Raw genomic sequence first — 21998 nt, forward strand, 5'->3', positions numbered from 1 at the left:
GCAGGGCTGTAGTGGGTGTCGTGCGGGGTGGTCCGGAGGGAGGGTTTCAACGCAGGTCCCCGGAGGGCTGGTTCGCCCGACTCATCACCAGGTCCTCGACGCGGCACATCTCCGTGATGATCGCGTCGTAGAGGTTCACCAGGAACGTCTCGTCGAGGCCGTGGGTGGCCGCATAGCGGGCAGCCCTCTCCTTGACCAGGTTGACCCGTCCGGGCTGCATCATCGGGACACCGTGCCGGGATTTGTACCGTGCGATTCGGACGCCGCAGTCGATGCGGCGGCGCAGTGTGTCCAGGAGCGTCCCGTCGAGAGTGTCCAGTTCCGAACGCAGTCGGTGCAGCTCGTCCTGCTGGGTCATCGGTCCGTCTCGCCTTCGTCGTCGGTGCGGTGGATGGTGCGGAACAGCTCCCGGCAGTGGTCCTGGTGCGCCGCGAGCTCGGGTCCCATGAGCCGACTCAGCTCCTCGAAGACGCCGTCCAGGCCTGTGGCTCCCTGGTGTCCGGCGTCGTCTTCGTCGCCGAGGTCGTGGTCGTCGCCGACGAGTGAGGCAAAGGAGCGCAGCGCGTCAGCGAGCGCCCGACGCGCGGACGCGGCCCGGGGATTGGACCACTGGATCTCGCCGTACACCTCGGGGCGGCCGCCGAGTACGCGGGCCAGTAGGGCGAGCAGAACCTGATGGGGTGGCGGTGCCGTCGCCGTGAGCGTGCGAAGGTCCACGCCCAGTTGGTCGAGGGCGAGCCCGAAGGAGACGATCACCGCGTGTGTCAGGGCCTGGGTGGCCGCGGTCGTGCGGTCGTGTTCCTCCGCCGAGAGCCGTACGGGTCTTCCACCGGCACGTTCGATGAGCCGAAGCAGGGCGGCGACGCCGCATCCGTCCCTCGTGACCACGGCGGCAACGGGCCGACCGGCCATGCCGGCGGCCGGGGCGAACATCGGGTTGAGACCCACGTGCTCGACACCGGGGGCGTGGGCCGCGAGTTGCGCGGCCATGCCCGTCCTGACGGAGAGGGTGTCGGCGAGCAGCGCGCCCGGTCGCATGAGCCGAGTCACGGGAGCCACAGCCTTGAGGGCCACCGCCTCATGGACGGCGAGCAGGACGAGATCCGCGCGGCCCAGGGCAGCCGCCAGCTCGGGCCCCGGTGCTGTGATGTCGGCCACCAGGCAGACGTCCCGCTCCTTCGGAGGCGGTGCGACGTCGACGACAAGGGTTCGGCTGCCCGCCTCCCGCAGCAGGCCGGTGAACATGCCTCCCACCGCTCCGCTCCCGCCGACGACGACGCTCCGGGCGAAGCCGTTCATCGCGCGCCCGCCACGGCGGTGCCGTCGAGGGCGGAGACCATGGCACGTGCCTTCACCACGGTCTCCGTGAACTCCTCCTCCTGGTCGGAGAGGGACACGATCGCCCCGCCGACGCCGAACTCCGCCTGGCCGGCAGCCAGCACGATGGTGCGGATGACGATGCTGAGGTCGGCGGCACCGCTGAGGGAGAACCAGCCGAGCGCGCCGGAGTAGACGCCTCGGGGGCCTTCCTCCAGCCGGTCGATGATCTCCATCGTGCGTTTCTTGGGCGCACCGGTCATGGAGCCGCCGGGGAAGGCCGCACGCACACAGGCCGCGGTGCTCGTGCCGGGCCGCAGCCGCCCCCGGATCGTCGACACCAGCTGGTGCACGGGCGCGTAGGTCTCCACCTCGAAGAGCCGGGGCACGTGGACGGAGCCGATCGCGCAGACGCTGTTGAGATCGTTGCGGACCAGGTCGACGATCATCAGGTTCTCGGCCCGGTCCTTCTCGCGACTGGCCAGGTCGGCCCGGAGCCGCTCGTCCTCCTCCGCCGTGCCTCCCCGAGGACGGGTCCCCTTGATGGGCTTGGACTCGACACCGCCGTCTGCTTCGATCGTGAGGAACCGCTCGGGCGAGGCGCTGAGCACCGACAGCTCAGGGAACTCGAGCAGGGCGCCGTAGGGGACGGGGCTGATCGCGCGCAGTGCGGAGTAGAGCGGCAGGGCAGTTGCCTCCGTCGGCGCCGTGACCATGTTCGTCAGGCAGATCTCGTACGACTCGCCGTTGCGGATCTCCTTGAGGCACTCGTCGATGCGTTTGAGGTACGCGTCCTTGTCGTGGCGTGCCCGGGCCACGGGGCCGAAGCCGGCTGCCGCCTCGGGAGCGCCGAAGACCATGCCCGGGGTTTGCTCCGCCGGGGCGCGGACGGCCAGACCGGTGAGGGTCTCGGCCGTCTCCCGCAGCCAGGCGCGTGCCCCGTCGTCCTGACCGCGGCGGTCGAGAGCAAGCAAGTAGCAGCAGCTGTCCTGATGGTCGAGCGCGATCAAGCGGTCGGCGAAGAGAAACGCGGCGTCGGGGTGCGGCGACCGGTGCGCGGGCTCGCCACTCGTCTCGGCCTTCAACTCGTAACCGAGATAGCCGACGTAGCCGAGGTTGAACTCGAAGGGCAGGTCGGGGACGGCGGGTACGCGCCGGCGGTCGAGCTGCTCCTCCAGGTACGTGAAGAAGGGCTGCGGCGTCTGCGTCGTCCTGCCGTCGGATCCGCGGACGGAGACGACACCGTCGGCGACCCGATAGGTGACGTACTCGGCGAGGGGGCCGCGGTCGTCGCCGAGGAAGGAGAAGCGCGAGGCACCTTCGAGGACGGCGCTGCTGTCCAGCCAGAACGTGGCGCCGTCGACAGACAGGCAGGCCTGGCGTACCTCCTCGGGGTCCGGCAGCACGTCGACGCGGCGCACGCGGACCTCGTACGGGGAGGCCGTGGCGTGCCGCCGGGCCCGGTGGTGGGCGAGGGCGAGGTCGCGGAAGTTGGCCATGATCTCCCGGCCGAAGTCGCTGCCGATCGACTCCGGATGGAACTGGACCCCCCACAGGGGCTTCTCGCGGTGTCGCAGCCCCATGACGACGCCGTCGTCGCTCCAGGCCAGGGACTCCAGCTCGTCGGGGAGATCGGTGGCGGCGAGGGAGTGGTAGCGCACGGCGGTGAACGGCGAGGGGAGACCTCTGAAGACGTCCTCGCCGGTGTGCCGCACCTCGGAGACCCGGCCGTGCATCGGTTCCGGGGCGAGGCCGACGGTTCCGCCGAAGAGCTGGGCGATGCCCTGATGGCCGAGGCAGACGCCGAGGACGGGCAGACCGCTCTCGGTGATCGCCTGCCGACTGATCCCGAAATCCCTCGCCCGGTCCGGGCTGCCGGGCCCCGGTGACACGACGATCGCGTCGAAGTCCTCGACGGGCAGCTGCGACCAGTCGGCGTCGTTGGGCACGACGACGGGGGGCTGACCGGTTGCCTCACCGATGTACTGGAACAGGTTGTAGGAGAAGGAGTCGTAGTTGTCGATCAGCAGCGTGCGCATGATGGGGCACCTTGTCTCGAAGGGCTCGCGAAGTGGGAGGGCTGGAGGACGGGAAGCGGTGCCCCGGGCGCCGCGACCGTGGGGGGCGTCGCTCAGAGGCGCAGCGTCCGGCGGAGGTGCAGCCGTTCGGCGGTGCCGCCCTTGTCCCGGACGTGCCGCACCAACAGGTCACTGTCGACGATGGCCGGATGGCTCTCGTCGTAGTCGATGGCCATCACGACGCCCATCCAGGGTTCGAGGCCCATCGCGTACACGTAGACCTCTTCGGGCTCCAGAGCGTCGACGATCTCCCTCGCCTGAGGGAAGTTGGAGCCGTTGAGCCGCCGGCTCTGGTCGGTCCTGCGGTCCAACGGCTCGCCGTAGAGCGGACCATAGATCCAGCTCGCGGCGGCGCCCATGCTCTCCATGCCGATGAAGACGGTGTCGACCGACCCGATCACCTCGGCCACCTTCGTGTACATCGTCGGCGAGATGTTGGTGGAGTCGGCGGCGAACAGCATCGAACGCTCCCCGAACCGGAGCAGCCAGCCGGTCTTGCTGCGGATCCGCAGATCGCCGTGTTCCCCCAGGAAGGGCAGGGCGACGACCTCGGCGGAGCCGCAGTGCAGCGTCTCCAGGTCGTCGACCTCGACGACGTCGGTGAAGCCCAGTCGGCGCAGGATGCCGCCGAGTCCTGGGTCCACCAGACTGGCGTTGGTGGACTTGGGGACCAGGACCCTGCCGACCCGGTGCCGGATCCGCAGGAGGGTCTCGAACAGCATGTGGTCCTGGTGGTTGTGCGTGATGAGCAGGTGGTCGATGCGCTCCGGCAGATCGGCGAAGGTGAACCGGTTCTCCGCCCCGCCGGGGTAGCCGCCGTAGCTCAGCACCGGGTCCACCAGGAAGGTCGTGCCTCGGTGGCGGGCGAAGACGCAGGCATGGCCCACGTATTCGAGGACGTCGTCGCCGGCCGGCGGAGCGGCGGATTCCGCGGCGGGCGGCGGGGTGGGCTCGAAGTACGAGGCGAACCGGGCAGCCCGCTCGCCTCGCAGCCCGAATTCCGCCGCCAGGTCGTCGAGTTCGGCTCCGCTCAGGCCGCCGCGGAAGACCATGTCGAGCAGGGGGGAGTTCAGGGGAACGTCGACCAGCAGCTGTTCCGGGCCGTACTCCAGCATCGGCGTCGTGAGGGCGAACTCGCGCGCGTCCTGCGTGACGGGACGGAAACGCACCTGCTGCCACGACTCGTCGTAGTACTCCGACGCGTACATCAGAGGTTCGATGAAGCGGTAGTCGGCCGTGCGGTTGTCCCTGCCGTAGAACACCTCCACCCGTCCGGCCAGGGCTTGCGGCAGCTCCTGGTAGACGGGGTCGAGGCACCCGCCGTGGTGGCGCGGCAGGATGTCCTCCTCCAACCGCCGGATCGCCTCGAAGAGTTCGTCCAACCGGGCCCGTCGGGGAGCCGTGTCCCGGTACCAGGCCTCGATGGCGTCGCGGTGCTCGTGGGCGTGGATCCAGGGGCCGCCGTGCATCCGACGCTGCCGGACGGCCGCCGCGTGGACCTGCGGGTCGTCGAGGTAACTCTCGACGATGCGGGTGAACCGGTTGCGGACGAAGCGGGCAAGGCACTGCGGCGGCAACAGGTACGACCAGCCGTACCAGCCGGCGATGACCGGCTCGACCGCGATGTCCTGACGTAACGAATAGCGCATGGGGGCAACGGCTCCGTTCCTGTTAGCGCGACGACGACACGTGGGTGGCGCCCTTCTGGGCCTCCGTGACGGTCCCCGTCCCGTCCCCGGTCCGGGCGTCCGGCGGTGTGCCGAGCAGCCGGCCGAGGATGTCGTGGTCGACCTCCCGGCAGGAGGAAGGCCAGCCCGGACCGCTCAGTGCGGCCTGCATGGCGGCCAGCAGCGGCGCGGGGACGTCTCCGCCGTCCCGCACTCGTTCGAACCATTCGGCGGGCGGCAGGACGTCCGACTCCGTGAGCCCGGTGTGGTGCAGCAGCTCGTCGAGCGCGTACGTGCGGTGGACCACGACCGCCGACCGGGAGTCCGAACCCCGGGATCGGCCGCGGGCCGGGCCCGGGCTCGCGGCCAGGTCCCCGAGAACGGTCTCGGCCAGGGGGCCGACGTCGCAGACCGGCACGTAGCCGCTGAGCCGGGGCATCGCGTGCACCCGGCGCGCGGTCTCGATCAGAGCGGTGAACCAGTCATCCTTGAGGTAGCCGTGGTCCTCGGGCCGGTGCCCGTAGACCAGACCGGGCCGGTAGTGGGAGACCGCACATCCAAGGACGGCGAGGGTGTTCACGTACTCCTCGCTGATCAGTTTCGACCGCGAGTAGGGGTCACCCACGGTCATGAGGGTCTCGGCCGACAGGGGGAGGAAGTCCGCCCCGGCCGAGGCGGCCGAGAGGAAGACGAAGGAGCGGGCTCCCAGAGCCGCCGCGCCGCGGACGACCAGCGCCGTGTTGCGTACGCTGCCGCTCATGTGGCTTTCCAGCGGCAGGAGGTGGTTGACCTGGTAGCCGCAGTGCACCACCGCGTCGAGGACGGGTCCGCGCCGCCGTTCGACCCACCGTTCCAGTTCTTCGTAGGAGATCGCCTGCACCTGGGCGTAGTCGGCGGCCTCCCGCCCGAACCGGGTGCGGTGCTCGGTCAGCACCCGGTCGGGATCGCCGGTGCTGACGACCAGGACGGGGCGACCGGCGCGGAGCAGCCGGTCCAGAACGTGTCCTCCGATGAAACCCGACGCGCCGGTGAGGAGCACGACCCGGTCGCCGGCCTCGGCCCACGGCACCGGCTCGTGTTGGGTGTCGTGGAGTAGTACCGGAAGCTCGGCTCGCAGGGCGTCCAGCTCGGACTCCACCCGGCGCAGCAGTGTCTCGACCGCGGACTCGGCCGGGGCGACGGCCTCTCCGCGCACGTGGCGCAGAAAGGCGGACGGAGCGAAGTCGTATTCCATCGCGGCGAACGCGGCCTCGACGGCCTCCTCGCCATACGTCTCGGAGAGTTTGACCTGTACCTGGATCATGGCGAGGGAACTGCCGCCGGCGTCGAAGATCGACGTGTCCGGGCCGATCTCCTGCCCCAGGACGGCGGTCACGACGTCGAGCACCTGCCGCAGCTCCGCCGCGTCCCCGTCCAGTGTGTCGACCGTGGGCGTGAGCTGCTCCCGCACGACGTTCCGGTCCACCTTCCCGGCGGAGGTCAGGGGGAGCGCGTCGACCAGCACCACCCGGTCGGGCGCCTCCCAGACGGGCACCAGGTCCCTGATCCGGCCCATCAACGACTCCTCGGTGGTGTCACCGTCGACGGTCGTGACCAGCAGGATCGTGTCGCCCTGCCGTACGAGCGCCACGGCCCGGTCCAGGTGGTGGGCGAGCGTGGACTCGACGTGGGCGAGGTTCACCCGGTGGCCGAGGCGTTTGATCTGCTCGTCCGTCCGTCCGACGTACGCGAGGTGACCGTCGTCGGAGAGGGTCACGACGTCCCCGGTGGCGTAGGCGGGGGAGCCGTCGACCGTGGCGAACGCCTTGCTCTCGGCCGGGCTCCCGCCGGCGTAGCCGAGTGCCACGCCGTCGCCCACGATGACCAGTTCGCCGGTGCCCGTCGTGGCGTGCTCGCCGGTCTCGGGGTCGCGGACGAAGGCGCGGAAGCCGTCGAGAGGGGTGCCGATGGTCGGGGTGAACTCCGTCAGCTCGGCGAGGGAGAAACAGACGGTGGCCTCCGTCGGGCCGTACGCGTTGAACACGCGGCTGTACCGGGCCGCTTTGCGGTACTGGCTCTCGCTCAGGGCCTCGCCGCAGAACTCCACCTTGCGGATGCGGCGGCGCGCCGCCTCGTCGAGCCGGGCGTAGACGGACGGCGAAAGCATGGCCAGGTCACAGCCGTGGGCGGCGAGGTGCCGTGAGACGGACCCCAGCCACGAAGCCTGGTCCCAGACCGGGACGACGAGGGTCGCCCCGGCGTACAGGGTGCCGAGGATCTCACTGGTGGAGGCGTCGAACGAGAGCGACGCGAAGTGGAGGACCTCGTCGTCCGGCGTGATGTCGAGCAGGCGCCGCAAGGAGCGGCACAGGTTGAGGAGACCGCCGTGCCCGACGTCGACGAGCTTGGGGGTGCCGGTCGAACCCGAGGTGAAGATGGAGTAGGCGATGCGGGAACGGGCCGGCTCCTCAGGCACGCTCCCCGCAGGCGCAGGCGCAGGCGCAGGCGCAGGCGCAGGCGCAGGCTCGTTGGGGCGGCCCACGTCACCGGCGTACAGGGCGCGGACGCCGGCCTTCTCGGCTCGCTCCAGCGCCTGGCGGTCGAAGCAGAGGAGGAGTGCCGCGTCCGCGACACCGGCGAACTCCTCGAACCGGTCGGCAGGCAGGCCGGGGCTCATCGGGGTGTGAACGGCGTGGCTACGCATCGCCGCGAGGGCCCAGACCACGGCTTCCGCCGTGTGCTCCCCGGTGACCAGGACGCGGCGGCCCGCGGGGCACTCGCGGTCGATCCGGCCGGCGAGGGCGCGCGTGACCCGGTCGAGCTCCTCGTACGTCCAGGTACGCCCCGCGGTCCGCAGCGCGGTCCGTCCGCGATGGCGCCGGAAGAGGTCAGTCAACAGGTCCGAGAGTTCCACCACTTGCTCCAATTCGCTGCTTGAGTCGGTCGAGGACTTCGGCCCCGGTTCCGGGGGAGAGGAAGCCGCGCTTGTACTGCATCCGCAACAGCGGCGGGCCCGGCCACGACCGGTCGGCGAGGAACTTGATATCCTCGAAGACCCGCGCGCTGCGTACCGGGACCCAGCGCCATCGGTCCGGTTCCGGACGCATGAACGTGGTGTCGGAGACGACGACGCGGGGCATCCGGCCGCTGGTGAACGCCCGTGCGAAAGCATCGAGGTCGGACATCGTGAACCGGCCCAGCGACTCCTGGGCCTGGCGGGTGTCCGCGAAGTACTCGGGGGTGTACTCGGCGGCGGACGCGGCCCGCAGGACGAGCGGCTTGATCTCGACGAAGTAGCCGCCCTTCGTCGCGAACTCCCAGCGGGAGAAGGGGTACTGAAGGACCAGGCCGCCGCCGAGGGCGGGGAGCAGGGCGGCGGTGACGGCGCTGAGCAGTTCATCGAAGGTGACACCCTCGCGGAGCGGGAGCCAGTCCTCCGCCGACGCGGAGATCGTCGGGATCCCCTTGCGGCCCGGTGCGGGCAGGTCGCCGAGAGCCCGGGTGACCTCCGCGGGGTCGGCGGCCGGCAGGGCGGCGTACTGCTCCAGGGCCCGCTCGTGGTGGCGGTAACGGGCGCCGATCCGGCCCGCCGGGGTCTCGCCGCACAGATAGGCCCTGATGTGCCGGAGCAGGCTGACCACATCGGTCAGATCGACGATCAGATGACTGAACTTGACGAGGACGACGTACTCGCCGTTCGTGTGCGGCCAGCACGCGAGGTGCACTGCCTCGTCGAGCCGCAGCGGGTGGCTGTTGTGGTAGGCGGTGACCAGATCCGCCAGCGTGTCCGCGCCGCCCTCGACCAGTTCCGGCTGCGGGGCGAGGGTGACGACCACGTCCTCCTCCGCCACGTCGACCAGGTGCGCCAGGGCCCGGGGCAGCCCGAGCCGGCCCACGAACTCCCGCCACCCGTCGCGGTCCTCGACCCGCCCGGGCTCGACGGCGCCGACGAAGGCCGTGCAGGGGTTGACGTCGCAGTCCATACCGAGATCGGCGAGGAAGCTGTAGATGTCGCGCACTGCGATGGCGGCGGGGCGCAGGCCGGTGCGCGCCGCAGTCTCATGAGGGCCGGTCACCGGGCCACCGTCGTGCCCCAGGCGAACTCGACCTGGTCGAGCACGTCCATCTCCGTCAGGAGGGTGTGGATCCCCGAATGGTCCTGGACGAGGTGGGTGCCGCCCTGCGCCTCGCGTACCTCGGCGGCGGCCTTCTCCCAGTCCGGTACGCCTTCGAACGCGACGATCGTCTCCCAGGTCGTGAAGTCGGGGGCGACGAAGGCCTCCAGACCCGCCACGACCTTCTCCAGGAGAAAACGGCGCCGATCGGCCGGGAGCGCCTCGTACACCTGCTTCATCATCTCGCCGGAGATCGAGGCATGGCAGTACTCGTCGCGGTTGTGCAGCTTCACCGTGGTGGAGTTGACGACCTGGATCTGCTGGTCGTCGGCGAGGAGGTCGAGGTACGCGTTGATGGAGATCTCGGCGACCGTCGCGAAACCCAGCGTGGTGAGGTTGCGCTGCCACGCTTCCTCACACCGGTCCAGATGTGCCTGGTGGATCGTGGTGATGTGCGAGTCCGGCAGCACTCGGTCGGAAAAGTCGCTCCGACGCATCCGCCGCGTCACCGCGCTGCCGTTGATGTGCATGAGCGTGTGGTACTGCTCGTCCACCATGGCCTGCGCGACGGCGAGCTCCAGCTGCTGGCCGCCGAGACCGGGGTACGCGCCGCCGATGACCAGTTCGAAGGCCGGGTTGGCGATCCGCTGCTCGACCAGGACCGTGTTCCGGTTGTACGCCACCCAGCCCCAGCTCAGCAGACGGGAGTGGGTCTCGTCGGAGAGGCGATCCCAGATCGGGTGCGACCGGAAAGGGACCATGTCCTCGCGGAAGTCCGGGCGACCGGGATCGAAAAGGGCGTAGACGTCAGGCTCCTCGCGCTTCACGGCCGCCCGCCGGTGCCAGTTCCCGACGAGCCGGTTGATGACCGCGTTCTCGGCGGGGTCGCCCGGGTCGAATGCCGGTAGTCCGCCGACCTGGACGTACCTGTCATCGTGCCCGGCCGCGCCGGATTTCTTGTCCGTGTGGTCACGCATGGCCCACCCCTTCCTTCGCTCCGCTTTGCGAACTCGGCCCTTTCCCGGGTCCGGCGTTCTCGAATTTTGTGGACATCGATCGCCGCTCGCAAGAGCGTGCAGATAACCACCCTGTGCAACTGAAGGAACGGGACAGTTGCACAGCCTGAACGCCTTGCGTGAGCTGGGCACGTATGACATAAAAATCCAGGCGTCGGCCACGTCCGGAGCATCACTGGGCCGTCGATGTCAGCTGTTCTTGACTTTTGTGCTGGACGGGAGGCCTGAAGGTGACGGAGCGAATCCAAAGCGTCGTTGTGGCGGCGCTCGACGAGATCAATCTGACGCGCGAGGAGAAGATTCCCACCGATCGTGTGCTCGACTTGTGTCTGTATGGCGATTCCGGTGTCTTCGAATCGATGTACCTGGTGGCCTTTCTCTCGCTGGTCGAGGAGAACATCGAGGACGAGTTCGGCGCGGAGGTCTCGCTCACGTCCGAGAAGGCCGTGTCCCGCCGGGTGAGTCCGTTCAGCAGCGTCCGCAGGCTGGTCGGATTCATCGAGGAAGAACTGGAACTCGTCGGCGTGCGTGGTTAGCACAGGCCGTCGCTCTCATGATCCTCATGATCACCGGCACCCGGACCGGCATCGGAAAGGCCCTGGCGGAGCACTTCCTGGAGGTCGGGCATGACGTCGTCGGGTGCAGCAGAAGGCCATCGACCATCGATCACCCCCGCTACCGGCACCACGAGGCGGATCTCGCGGACCTCGGTCAGACGAAAAGAATGTTCCGGAGTGTCCGGCAGGAGTACGGAAAGCTGGACGCACTGGTCAACAATGCGGGAACCTCGTCGATGAACCACTTCTTGACGACCCCCGACGAGGTTTCCCGCAAGATATTCGACATCAATTTCTTCGCCGTGCTGAACTGTTGTAGAGAAGCGGTCAAACTGCTGCGGAAGTCGACGGAACAGACCTCCGCGATCCTGAATGTCTCGACGGTCGCGGTGCCCTGGGCCATAGAAGGACAACTCGCTTACTCGGCCAGCAAGAGCGCGGTCGAACAACTCGTCCGCGTGATGAGCAAGGAGTTGTCCACGTTCGGAATCAGGGTGAACGGGATCGGGCTTCCGCCCGTTCACACCATGCTGACGAGGACCGTACCCCGGCCCAAGATCGACACTCTGATCGCGCGCCAGGCGATATCCCGCCAGTGCACGACGGCCGACATCGTCGGACCGGTGGAGTTCCTGATCGGTCGGCAATCAGAGTTCATCACGGGCGAGACTCTCTTTCTTGGGGGTGTGCACTGAATGCGCGACGAACTGGTGCGGAGGTTCGAGGACTTCGGTACGCGTACGGCGCTCTTCGACCGCGGGACCGCCGTCACGTACGCGGAGCTCCTGAAGCGGATCCGTGACACGCGGGAACGGCTGGCACTCCACGGAGTGAAGCCCCGGGAGACCGTGGTCGTCCATGGCGACTACTCGACGGACTCGGTGGCCACCCTGTTCGCGCTCTTCCTGGACAGGAACGTCGTCGTGCCGGTGGTCACGCTCACCGACACGACGCTCGACACCCTCACCGAGCACTGCCGGCCGAGTCACCTGGTCGGGACGACCGAGGCCGGTGTCGAGATCCGGGACCTCGCGCAGCCGACGGCCGCCTCCACCGGCCAGTCCGGCGGCGCCGGTCCGGCCCAGGCCGCCGCCCCCGACGCCGCTGAGGGCGCCGGCACGGTGCACGCCAGGCTCGGCGACCCGGGCGCTGCCGGACTCGTGCTGCTGAGCAGCGGCAGCACCGGCGCACCGAAGGTCATCCTGCACAGTCTCGATGTCCTCGTCGGCGAGAAGCTCCAGAAGCGACCGCGCCGTCGGCCGAACGCCCTCAACATCCTCATGGTGCTGATGTTCGATCACATCGGAGGCATCAACTCCCTGCTCAGCACCCTCCTCGTCGGGGGCACCGCGGTCCTTCCCCGCCACCGCACCCCGGACGAGATCTGCGCGCTGATCGAGCGCCACCGGATCCTCGTCCTCCCCACGAGCCCGACCTACCTCAACCTGATCATGGTCGGCGGCTACCACCGCACGTACGACCTCAGCAGCCTGCGCCTGATCACGTACGGCACTGAGCCGATGTCCGACGAACTGCTCGACCGGGTCCACCGGACCTTCCCGGGGGTGCGGCTGCTCCAGACCTTCGGCACCAGCGAGACCGGCATCGCCACCACCACGAGCGAATCGTCGAGCAGCACGTACTTCAAGATCTCCGACGCCGGTGTGGAGTACCGGATCGTCGACGGCGAACTCCAGCTCAGAAGCCGGACTCAGTTCCTCGGCTATCTGAACTACGACGACGACTCGCTGACCGAGGACCGCTGGTTCAGGACCGGCGACCTGGTCGAGGAGGCAGCCGACGGCTACCTCCGGATCAAGGGCCGGGCCAAGGAGGTCATCAACGTCGGAGGCGAGAAACTCCTCCCGCTGGAACTCGAGTCGGTCCTCATGGGCAGTCCCCTCGTCGAGGACTGCGTCGTGTACGGGAGGCCCAACGCGATCACCGGCCAGGCGGTGTGCGTGGACATCAAGCCCAGCGGCGAGCTCACCCGCGCGGCCCTGCGAAAGCATGTGACGGAGTTCCTCGCCGGCCGGGTCGAACCGTTCAAGGTCCCTTCGAAGATCAACGTGGTCGACACGATCGCGATGTCGGACCGCCTGAAGAAGCTGCGGTCCCGGCCGGGCGCGGACGAGGAGTGAACGTCCTCCTCGCGCCCGCACCCGTGCGCCGATCCCATACGACCGCGCCCCACCCCCAGCTCTCCGCGTGCCGCACCGGCGCGCAGTCACATCAGCCCGTCCTCGTCCCAAGGAGTACGTGATGGCACAAGCGAAGGTCGCGATCATCGGCGGAGGGCCGGCCGGTAGTGTCGCGGGCCTCACCCTGCACAAGCTCGGCCACGACGTCACGATCTACGAGCGGTCCGCCTTCCCCCGCTACCGCGTCGGTGAGTCCCTCCTGCCCGGCACGATGTCGATCCTCAACCGCCTCGGTCTCCAGGAGAAGATCGACGCGCAGAACTACGTCAAGAAGCCGTCAGCGACCTTCCTCTGGGGCCAGGACCAGGCCCCCTGGACCTTCTCCTTCGCGGCTCCCAAGGTCACGCCCTGGGTCTTCGACCACGCCGTCCAGGTGAAGCGCGAAGAATTCGACCAGCTCCTCCTCGACGAGGCCCGGACCCGCGGGATAACAGTCCACGAGGAAACCCCCGTCACCGACGTGGACCTGTCCGATCCGGAGCGCGTGTCCCTGACGGTGCGCCAGGGAGGCGAAAGCATCACCGTCACGAGCGACTTCGTCATCGACGCGGGCGGCTCCGGCGGCCCCGTCGCCCGCAAGCTCGGCGTGCGCCAGTACGACGAGTTCTACCGCAACTTCGCGGTCTGGTCGTACTTCCGGCTGAAGGACCCCTTCCAGGGGGACCTGAAGGGCACCACGTACTCGATCACCTTCGAGGACGGCTGGGTCTGGATGATCCCTGTCAAGGAGGACCTGTACAGCGTCGGACTGGTCGTCGACCGCTCGAAGGCCGCCGAGGTACGCGACCAGGGCGCCGACGCCTTCTACTCGACCACCCTCGCGAAATGCGTCAAGGCCGTGGACATCCTCAACGGCGCGGAACAGGCCGACGAGGTGCGGATCGTTCAGGACTGGTCCTACGACACCGAACTGTTCTCCGCCGACCGCTTCTTTCTCTGCGGCGACGCCGCCTGCTTCACTGACCCACTGTTCTCGCAAGGCGTGCACCTGGCCTCGCAGTCGGCCGTCTCAGCCGCCGCAGCCATCGACCGCATCACCCGCCACGGCGGCGAGAAGGACGCGGTGCACGCCTGGTACAACCGCACCTACCGCGAGGCCTACGAGCAGTACCACCAGTTCCTCGCCTCCTTCTACACCTTTGCCTCGTTCACCGAGCCTGACTCCGAGTTCTGGCGCAAGCGCCGTATCACCGAGTCCGACGACGACCGTCTGAACCGGAAGAAATGGTTCGAGAGCCTGGTGGGCAACGGCCCCGAGGACTCCGGCGGGACCGTGGCCTCCTTCCGCGACCGCGCGTCCACGATGATCTCCATCGGCCGCCACCAGCGTCCCGAGCTCAGCGACGAATTCAGCGAGGCCGAGCTGAACGCGGCGCGGATCCGCTGGATCAGCGACCTCACCAAGCGGCTCAACAGCATCAGCCGCTTCCAGTGGACCGGCGGCAAGGCCGTGCTCAAGCCGCACTACCGCGTCGAGCCGATCGGCTTCCGGCTGGAGCAGCGGGAGATCCTGGCCAACGAGGACGGGCTCGACATGGCCCAGTACCCGATGGACGACGACACCCGGCAGATCTTCCAGGACCTCGCCGAGGAGGAGTTCGGCTACAAGACGCTGGTCAAGCGCCTCGGCGCTGTCGGCAGGCAGGAGCTGAGCACCCAGATCGTCCTCCGGCTGATGGAGGCGGGACTCCTCACCGGCTACGACGAGCAGGGCCACAAGGTCCTCGTCCAGGGCCGGCTCCACTTCGGAGGCGTCGGCGTCGAGTACGAGGTCTGACCGCCACCGCGCTGCCGCCGGGCAGCACTGTCCCCTCCGCCTCCGCCCTCTTCCACCGGAGCGGACGGGACGGTGCCCCGGCGGCACCCACACCCACCCTCGCGTCCCAAGGAAGCGGTCCGATGAGGCACACGAAATTGCGGGACCTGGAGGTCTCCCGGATCGGCCTGGGGGCCATGGGCATGTCCTTCGGCTACACGGGCTCCGGCTCGGACGAAGTGGGCTCCGTCCGTGCCCTGCACCGCGCCCTCGACCTTGGTGCGACTTTCCTCGACACCGCCGAGATCTACGGGGCCCTACACCAACGAGCGGCTCGTCGGCCGGGCGATCGGCGGCCGTCGCAACCAGGTGGTGCTCGCCACGAAGTTCGGCTTGGTCTCCCACGCGGGCGGCGGGACGGGACGGCTCGACAGCAGCCCGGCGAACGTCCGTACCGCCGTGGAGGGTTCGCTGCGGCGGCTCGGGACCGACCACATCGACCTCTGCTACCAGCACCGCGTCGACCCCGATACCCCTATCGAGGACACCGTCGGCGCCCTTGCCGACATGGTCGCCGAGGGCAAGATTCGCCACATCGGTCTCTCCGAGGCGGGACCCGCCACGATCCGCCGCGCACACGCCGTCCACCCGATCACCGCGGTCCAGTCCGAGTATTCCCTGTGGACCCGCGACCCGGAGGAGACCGTACTGCCGGTCCTGCGGGAACTGGGCATCGGATTCGTGGCCTACTCGCCGCTCGGCCACGGCTTCCTCACCGGCACCGTCCGCTCGGCCGGGTGTTTCGACGCCTTGGACCTCCGGGCGGACAATCCCCGCTTCACTGCGGAGAACCTCCCGCAGGTGTGGACGAAGGTCAGCGGGACGGTGGTCTTGCCGGAAGGCTCCCGGGCGCAGTGCGAGAAACGGGACGCCGAGCTGTTCGAGCTTGTCCTCGGCGAGTTTCTTGTGCCAGAAGTGCGGGACGTGGGGCGTCCGGTCGCTGGTGAGGATGCTGGTCAGGACGAATCGCCGGATGCCGGTGCGGTGGGCGGCCTCGGCGAGGTTGGCGTTGCCGACGGTGTCGATGTCGTGCGCGTTCCTGCCGCCGCGGGTGTAGCCGGCAGCGGTGGTGATGACGGCGTCGGCGCCGTTCATGGCGGCGACGAGTGAGTCGAGGTCGAGCATGTCGCCGCGGGCGATCTCGACACCTCGCCTTTCGAGCCTGCTCGCGTCGGTGGTGGGCCGGACCAGGGCGCGGACGTTCTTGCCGCGCCCCAGCAGTTCGTCGACGACCTTGCCCCCGAGGGAACCGGTCGCGCCGACGACGAGGACGGGGAGGGCGGTGGTCATGGGGGGACTTGGGTGGGTGGGGTAGCCGTGGTCGGGGGAGGCTGGCGCTGTTGGCCGGGTCGCTCGGGGGGCCGGCCTGTGGTGTGTCGCCCCGGCCCCCGAATGAGTTCCGGTCCGCCTCCACCGGTCCGCCTCCACCGGGACAGCTCGCGCTTGGCGGCCCTCACACCGATACCCGTTCACCCCGGTTCTCACCGACGTACAGGCACAGGCCGAGGGGGGTTACTCGGACTCTCCCGCCGCGACATCACGGCAGTTGAGCGCGTCGGCGATGGCGTAGGCGATGCCGACGAAGGACTCTGCCTGCTGCGCCGACAAGTTCACCGCGGAGGTCTCCTCCAGGGCCCGCCACATGGCTGCCAGGGGCTCGCGCATGGCACGGCCCTTGTCGGTGAGGTGGACGACCATGACGCGCCGGTCGTGTGCGGCCGGCTCGCGCACGAGCAGTCCGGCGTCCTGCATGCGGCGCAGGGACTTGGAGACGGTGGAGTGGTCCAGGCCGACGCTTTCGAGCAGTTCGGACTGGGTCTGGCCGTCCCGGTCGAGGAGTTGCATGAGCAGCAGTTCCTGGCCGGGATGCAGGTCCATCTCGCGGAGCATGGCGGCGGCGCGGGCGCGGTGGGCGCGGGCGAGCTGGAAGATCGCGTAGCTCATCGGACCCTCGCCGGCCGTAGAGGGGGTGCGGTGGGTGGAGGCGGGCATGGTGCGGTTCCTCAGACGGTGTGGGTGGGGTAGTCGGTGTAGCCGGCCACTCCGCCGCCGTAGAAGGTCGCCGGGTCGGGGGTGTTCAGCGGCGCGTCAGAGCGTAGCCGCTCGACCAGGTCCGGGTTGGCGAGCGCGAGGGCGCCGACGGAGACGAGGTCGGCCGTGCCGTGTTCGATGTCCTTGGCGCGGGTGGGCAGGTCGGTGCCGCCCCGGTTGAGGATCAGCGTGCTCGGCCACAGCGCGCGCAGGGTGCCCAGCAGCTCCTCGTCGCCGGCGTGCAGCACGTGGAGGTAGGCGAGGCCGAGCGGGCTCAGGGCGCGCAGGAGCGCCGGATACAGCTCGGCGGTGTCGGACTCGGCGATGTCGTTGTAGGGGTTGCCGGGGGAGATGCGCAGGCCGGTGCGGGCGGCGCCGATCTCGTCGGCCACGGCGGCGGCGACCTCGACGGCGAAGCGGATGCGGTTGTCGACGGAGCCGCCGTACTGGTCGGTGCGCTGGTTGGTGTTGTCGGACAGGAACTGGTGCACGAGGTAGCCGTTGGCGCCGTGGATCTCCACGCCGTCGGCGCCTGCCGCGACGGCGGCCGCTGCGGCGCGGCGGAAGTCGTCGACGGTCGCCACGACCTCCTGCGTCGACAGCGCACGGGGCGTCGGCATCTCCTGGGGCCCGGACGCGGTGAACATCGCGCCCTGCGGCTGGACCGCCGAAGGGGCGACCGGCTGACGGCCGTGAGGGGTGTTGTCGGGGTGGGAGATGCGTCCGGTGTGCATCAGCTGAATGACGATCCGGCCGTCGGCCGCGTGCACGGCATCGGTGACCTTGCGCCACCCGGCGATCTGCTCGTCATTGTGGATGCCGGGGGTCAGGAGGTAGCCCTGGCCGTCGGCGTTGGGCTGGGTCCCCTCGGTGATGATGAGCGCGTGCGAGGCCCGCTGGGCGTAGTACTCGGCGTTCAGCTCGGTCGGTACGCCTTCGGGGGTGGAGCGGTCACGGGTCATGGGGGCCATGACCAGGCGGTGCGGGAGGGAGATGTCGCCGACGGTGGTCGGTGTCCACAGGGCGTTCAGCATGAGGGGTCCTCCGGTGCGGTGACGGCCAGGTGATGAGCAGAACAAGGCAGAACAAGGGGAAAGGCGGGCGTGATCAGCCGAGGGTGAGGACGAGCTTGCCCCGGCCATGCCCGGCGTCGCTGACCTGCTGGGCCGTGGCGGCCCGGTCGAGGGGGTAGGCGGTGACGGTGGTGACGACCTTGCCGGTCGCGGCGTCCTGCGCCAGCGCGGCCAGGCGGGCGGCCGAGCGTTCCTGGCCACCGCTGGAGAAGGTGATGCCGAGCTGGTGCGCGCGGAAGTCGGCGATGGTGACGATGCGCTCGGTGCCGCCGCGCAGGGCGATGGAGTCCTCCAGGGCTCCCTTCCCGGCCAGGTCGAACACCGCGTCCACGCCGTCGGGGGCGAGCGCCCGGACCCGCTCGACCAGGCCCTCGCCGTAGAGGGTCGCGGTGGCGCCGAGCGAGGCGAGGTAGTCCTGGTTGGCGGGGCCTGCGGTGGCGATGACACGCGCTCCGCGGGCCGTGGCGAGCTGGACCGCCAGGGTGCCGACCGCTCCGGCCGCGCCGTGCATCAGTACGGTCTCCCCGGCGGCGACGCCGAGCAGGTCCAGGACCCGCTCGGCCGTCTCGCCCGCCACCGGCAGCGCGGCCGCGTGCTGCCAGTCGAGGCCGGCGGGCTTGGGGGCCACGGTGGTGGCCAGCGCGTACTCGGCGTACGAGCCGGTGTCCGACCAGCCCAGCACCTCGTCGCCGACCTGTACGTCCCGCACGCCCTCACCCAGGGCGTCCACCACGCCGGCGAACTCGGCACCGGGGACGGCGGGGAGTGGTGTGGGGAACGCGGCCTGCATCGCTCCGGAGCGGATCTTGCCGTCCAGCGCGTTCAGCCCGGCCGCCTCGACGCGGACACGGATCTGCCCGGAGCCGGGCTGCGGGACCTCGATGTCCGCCTCGTGCAGCACTTCCGGGCCTCCGAAACGGTCGAACAGGATGGCTCTCATGACGACTCCTTCCGTGCCCCACCCATTTAGGTGGCTGGACACATAATGAACATAGCAGCAAACATGTGGCTAGCCAAGTATTTGCTTTCGCTCAGGCTGCGCAAGGTCGGCCGCGGTCGCATCGGCGGCTTCCTTCGGGTTCGGGTCCGGGTCGGCTCGCGGTGGGCCACGCGGGCAGCCTCCAGCTCCGCGTCCCTCGCGCGACGACCCCACAGGCCGCCAGGTTGGAGGGTCCGGCGGCAGGGAGTGCAGCTCTCACCGCAGCGGGCGCTGTTCGCGCGCTGACGTCGGATCAAGAAGAAGACACCGACCTCTTGCGGGAGGTCAGACCGGGCCCGTTGGCCGACGATCCGGCTGTCGGCCGTGCAGGAGAAGCTCATGGCCTGCACCGAGATCTTGTTGCCGAAGTGTCGTCTGGTGACCACCGGGTGACCGCCATCCGCCGGGCGTTTTGTCGGATCCCGGGAAACGATGGGAGGCGTCACCGCGAGCAACCAGCCGCCGAAGCACCGCGCGAACACCTGAATCGCGCCGGAAGGACCTGCCTTGACCGCCACCGCTCCCAAGGCCCCGACCGCACCCCGGGTGCGGTCCTGGTGGGGAATCCCTTACGCCACCGCCGAGCGGTACCGCCGCCCCGTGGTCGCGGATTTCGATCCGTACCGTCCCTCTGACCGCAAGGGCGTCGTCTCTCCCCAGCCCGACAGCGGCGACTGGCTGGAAGCGGACAGCGGGATGGGCGAGGACTGTCTGAACCTGAACGTGTGGGCTCCCGAGCAGCCGGCCGGGACGGCGCTTCCGGTGGCCGTGTACATCCACGGCGGCGGATTCGAGTACGGCGCGAACACGCAGATCACCTCGAACACCTCCGGCCTCGCCGCCTCGGGGCGCGTGGTGGGTGTGTCGGTCAACTACCGGCTCGGCGCGCTGGGCGCGCTCTCGCTGTCGCAGTACGGCGGGCGGCTCGCCGAGGCCAGTAACCTCTGCCTACAGGATGTCATCGCCGCACTGACCTGGATCAAGCGGAACATCGCCCACTTCGGTGGCGACCCCGAGAACGTCACCGTCTACGGCCACAGCGGCGGCGCCTATGCCACCTTCGGGCTGCTCGGCGCCGCCTCCGCAGGCGGCCTGTACCGGCGATTGGCCGGCTTCTCCGCCGGGCCCTCGCGTCTCCAGCCGGTCTGGTGGGCCGAGGAACTCGCCCACCGGTTCGTCACCGAGCTCGGCGTCGCGGACAACCCGGAGAAGCTGCTCGACCTTGATACGGCCTCCCTGGTGGCCGCCCTGCACAAGGTCACCCCGACGGACCTCGGAGTCCGTGGCGGGATGGACAGCAAGAGCCTCGGCGTCGTCCTGGACACCGGACAGCCCGGCGCGGTGCTGCACGCCCACCCCATGGACGAACTCGCCTCGGGCGCACACCGTGATGTCGACGTGCTGCTGAGCATGGCCAGTGACGACATGGGCTGGTGGGTGGCGAACGACCTCGACCGGTTCGACCCGCACACCGTCGACCGCATCGTCGACGAGGTCGCCGGGTGGCGCATTCCCCGCTCCCGCGCCAAGAAGATCGTCGACGCCTACGACCAGGGCGGCCGCACCCCTGCCGAAGTCCGCGCCGCACTCCTGTCGGACTACATCTTCGGGCTCCCCGCAGCCCGCGGCGCCCTGGCGCACACCGCGGCGGGCGGCAACGCCCATCTCCTTCTGATCGGGCCCGCCGAGGGCGCGCCCGCCGTGCACGGCACCGAGATGTACGCGCTGGTCGGCCAGGAGCGGCCGGGCCGCAGCGCGGAACAGGCCGAGCGTGACCAGCGTATCCGCGACATCGTGCTCGACTTCGCCGCCGGCGAGCAGCCCCGGCTGTGGCCCGCCGTCACGAGCCGGCCCACCTCGGAAAGCGTCGGCAACCCTCCCTTCGAGGCCACCACCCACTACCAGCAGGCCCTCGATCTGTGGGAGGGCATCGACCGCCCCTGACGGGCATCGGGCGATACCCCACCGCGCACCACGGGGCGAACAGAGTGAGGAATCCGGCATGAGCCAACCGACAGCAGCCGACGACGCCGCACAGGCGACGATGCGGGCCGTCGTCGTCACCCGGCCCGGCGGCCTCGACGCACTGGAGATCCAGGATGTGCCGGTGCCCGCACGCGAGCCCGGCTGGGTGCGGATCAGGGTGAAGGCGTTCGGCGTCAACGAGTCCGAGGTCACCACCCGCAAGGGCGAGTCGGACGCGGAGGTCGGCTACCCGCGGGTGCCCGGCATCGAGGGCGTCGGCGTGGTCGACGAGGCCGACGAGGACAGCGGGCTGCGGCCGGGACAGCAGGTGGCCACGATGATGGGCGGCATGGGCCGCTCCTACGACGGCACGTACGCCCAGTACGTGAGCGTCCCGGCCGGACAGGTCATCCCGTTCGAGTCCGGTCTGCCGTGGGAGGTCGTCGGTGCGCTGCCGGAGATGTTCCAGACCGCCTACGGATCGCTGACCACCGGCCTGGACCTCAAGGCCGGGCAGACGCTGCTGATCCGCGGCGGCACCTCCACGGTCGGGCTGAGCGCGGCCACGCTGGCGAAGGACCTCGGAGCCACCGTGCTGTCCACCACCCGCAGCCCCGGTCGGGCCGGGGAATTGCGGGCCGCAGGCGTAGACCATCCCCTCGTCGACAGCGGCACGATCGCCGACCAGGTGCGCGAGCTGATGCCGGAGGGTGTCGACGCCGTACTGGAGCTGGTGGGCTGCTCGGTCCTCGCCGACACCCTCCGCACCGTTCGCCGGCACGGCACGGTCTGCTTCACCGGAGCCCTGGCGGGTCAGTGGACGATCCCCGATTTCAGCCCGTTCATGATCCCGGGCGGGGTGCGGCTGACGTCCTACGGCGGTCAGGCGGCCGACCTCCCGGCCGACGTCTTCGCCCACCAGCTCCAGGCCATCGCCGCAGGACGCCTCAGCGTCCCGGTCGCGAAGGTCTACCACGGCCTGGAACAGGTCCGTGACGCCCAGGCCGACGTCGAGTCCGGCACCATGCCGGGCAAGCACGTCGTCGTCCTGGACGACTGAGACCCGGGCAACCGGGAAACGACTCGTACGGGCCGACTTCGTCCCGCCCGACGCCACCGACCCCGCGATCGTGGACGAAGCCGTCGCCCTCCGGGACAGGTGCACGTATGGGGTGCTCGATCGACAACGGATGGCGGCGAGCGC

At 69.6% G+C, this 21998-nt stretch carries 16 protein-coding genes and 2 pseudogenes; 7 read left to right on the plus strand and 11 right to left on the minus strand.

Annotated elements, in window-relative coordinates; genetic code table 11:
* Positions 1-46 precede the first annotated feature (46 nt).
* The 7 genes from cmlD to AQI94_RS03305 all read right to left on the minus strand — a co-directional run bounded on the left by cmlD (position 47) and on the right by AQI94_RS03305 (position 10133).
* The gene (gene cmlD / locus AQI94_RS03275) at positions 47-358 is read right to left on the minus strand and encodes a chorismate mutase family protein (RefSeq protein ID WP_031036619.1); all 312 of its coding nucleotides are present in this window, start codon (positions 356-358) and stop codon (positions 47-49) included.
* Positions 355-1299 (minus strand): 4-amino-4-deoxyprephenate dehydrogenase CmlC, encoded by a 945-nt coding sequence (gene cmlC / locus AQI94_RS03280; RefSeq protein ID WP_031036622.1) that lies wholly within the window; start codon positions 1297-1299, stop codon positions 355-357. The genes cmlD and cmlC overlap by 4 nt, the downstream gene beginning before the upstream one ends.
* Positions 1296-3356: an aminodeoxychorismate synthase component I gene (pabB, locus tag AQI94_RS03285; protein WP_031036625.1), complete on the minus strand. Its 2061-nt coding sequence runs from the start codon at positions 3354-3356 to the stop codon at positions 1296-1298. Before pabB ends, cmlC begins: the two co-directional genes overlap by 4 nt.
* 92 nt (positions 3357-3448) lie before the next feature.
* Complete coding sequence (locus AQI94_RS03290) at positions 3449-5044, minus strand: MBL fold metallo-hydrolase (protein WP_031036627.1); 1596 nt, start codon at positions 5042-5044, stop codon at positions 3449-3451.
* 22 nt (positions 5045-5066) lie between these two features.
* Positions 5067-7937, minus strand: a complete 2871-nt coding sequence (locus AQI94_RS03295) for an AMP-binding protein (protein WP_225890142.1) — start codon at positions 7935-7937, stop codon at positions 5067-5069.
* The gene (locus tag AQI94_RS03300) at positions 7930-9117 is read right to left on the minus strand and encodes a hypothetical protein (protein ID WP_031036633.1); all 1188 of its coding nucleotides are present in this window, start codon (positions 9115-9117) and stop codon (positions 7930-7932) included. The genes AQI94_RS03295 and AQI94_RS03300 overlap by 8 nt, the downstream gene beginning before the upstream one ends.
* The gene (locus AQI94_RS03305; RefSeq protein WP_031036636.1) at positions 9114-10133 is read right to left on the minus strand and encodes an AurF N-oxygenase family protein; all 1020 of its coding nucleotides are present in this window, start codon (positions 10131-10133) and stop codon (positions 9114-9116) included. The genes AQI94_RS03300 and AQI94_RS03305 overlap by 4 nt, the downstream gene beginning before the upstream one ends.
* A gap of 269 nt (positions 10134-10402) precedes the next feature.
* Here AQI94_RS03305 and AQI94_RS03310 point away from each other — a divergent pair, with 269 nt between their 5' ends.
* From AQI94_RS03310 to AQI94_RS03330, 5 genes and pseudogenes are all read left to right on the plus strand, one after another.
* Positions 10403-10708, plus strand: coding sequence for a hypothetical protein (locus tag AQI94_RS03310; protein ID WP_031036638.1), 306 nt, complete (start codon positions 10403-10405; stop codon positions 10706-10708).
* A gap of 26 nt (positions 10709-10734) precedes the next feature.
* A complete protein-coding gene (locus AQI94_RS03315) occupies positions 10735-11424 on the plus strand; it encodes an SDR family NAD(P)-dependent oxidoreductase (RefSeq protein WP_225890143.1) in 690 nt (229 codons plus the stop codon).
* The gene (locus AQI94_RS03320; RefSeq protein ID WP_062229572.1) at positions 11425-12870 is read left to right on the plus strand and encodes an ANL family adenylate-forming protein; all 1446 of its coding nucleotides are present in this window, start codon (positions 11425-11427) and stop codon (positions 12868-12870) included.
* A 121-nt stretch (positions 12871-12991) separates the two neighbouring features.
* Entirely contained in the window at positions 12992-14707 is a 1716-nt protein-coding gene (gene cmlS / locus AQI94_RS03325) for a chloramphenicol-biosynthetic FADH2-dependent halogenase CmlS (protein ID WP_031047754.1), read from the plus strand.
* Between the two features lie 122 nt (positions 14708-14829).
* Positions 14830-15538 (plus strand): annotated as a pseudogene (locus tag AQI94_RS03330) (aldo/keto reductase); the annotation flags it as partial.
* Positions 15539-15631: 93 nt separating this feature from the next.
* Here AQI94_RS03330 and AQI94_RS42465 read toward each other — a convergent pair.
* The 4 genes and pseudogenes from AQI94_RS42465 to AQI94_RS03350 form a co-directional block, all read right to left on the minus strand.
* Positions 15632-16036 (minus strand): annotated as a pseudogene (locus tag AQI94_RS42465) (NAD(P)H-binding protein); the annotation flags it as partial.
* Between the two features lie 222 nt (positions 16037-16258).
* Positions 16259-16738, minus strand: a complete 480-nt coding sequence (locus AQI94_RS03340; protein WP_031047756.1) for a MarR family winged helix-turn-helix transcriptional regulator — start codon at positions 16736-16738, stop codon at positions 16259-16261.
* Between the two features lie 11 nt (positions 16739-16749).
* Positions 16750-17811: an alkene reductase gene (locus tag AQI94_RS03345; RefSeq protein ID WP_031047758.1), complete on the minus strand. Its 1062-nt coding sequence runs from the start codon at positions 17809-17811 to the stop codon at positions 16750-16752.
* A gap of 73 nt (positions 17812-17884) precedes the next feature.
* A complete protein-coding gene (locus tag AQI94_RS03350; protein WP_031047760.1) occupies positions 17885-18790 on the minus strand; it encodes an NADP-dependent oxidoreductase in 906 nt (301 codons plus the stop codon).
* Between the two features lie 546 nt (positions 18791-19336).
* On the opposite strand from AQI94_RS03350, the gene AQI94_RS03355 reads away from it, so the two are divergent.
* Both AQI94_RS03355 and AQI94_RS03360 read left to right on the plus strand, forming a co-directional pair.
* Positions 19337-20773 carry a carboxylesterase family protein gene (locus tag AQI94_RS03355; RefSeq protein ID WP_031047767.1) on the plus strand — a complete coding sequence of 479 codons (1437 nt, stop codon included), beginning with the start codon at positions 19337-19339 and terminating at the stop codon, positions 20771-20773.
* A gap of 58 nt (positions 20774-20831) precedes the next feature.
* Positions 20832-21854, plus strand: coding sequence for an alcohol dehydrogenase catalytic domain-containing protein (locus tag AQI94_RS03360; protein ID WP_037942782.1), 1023 nt, complete (start codon positions 20832-20834; stop codon positions 21852-21854).
* Positions 21855-21998: the final 144 nt, after the last annotated feature.

The organism is Streptomyces pseudovenezuelae, assembly GCF_001513955.1.
GTDB lineage: Bacteria > Actinomycetota > Actinomycetes > Streptomycetales > Streptomycetaceae > Streptomyces > Streptomyces pseudovenezuelae.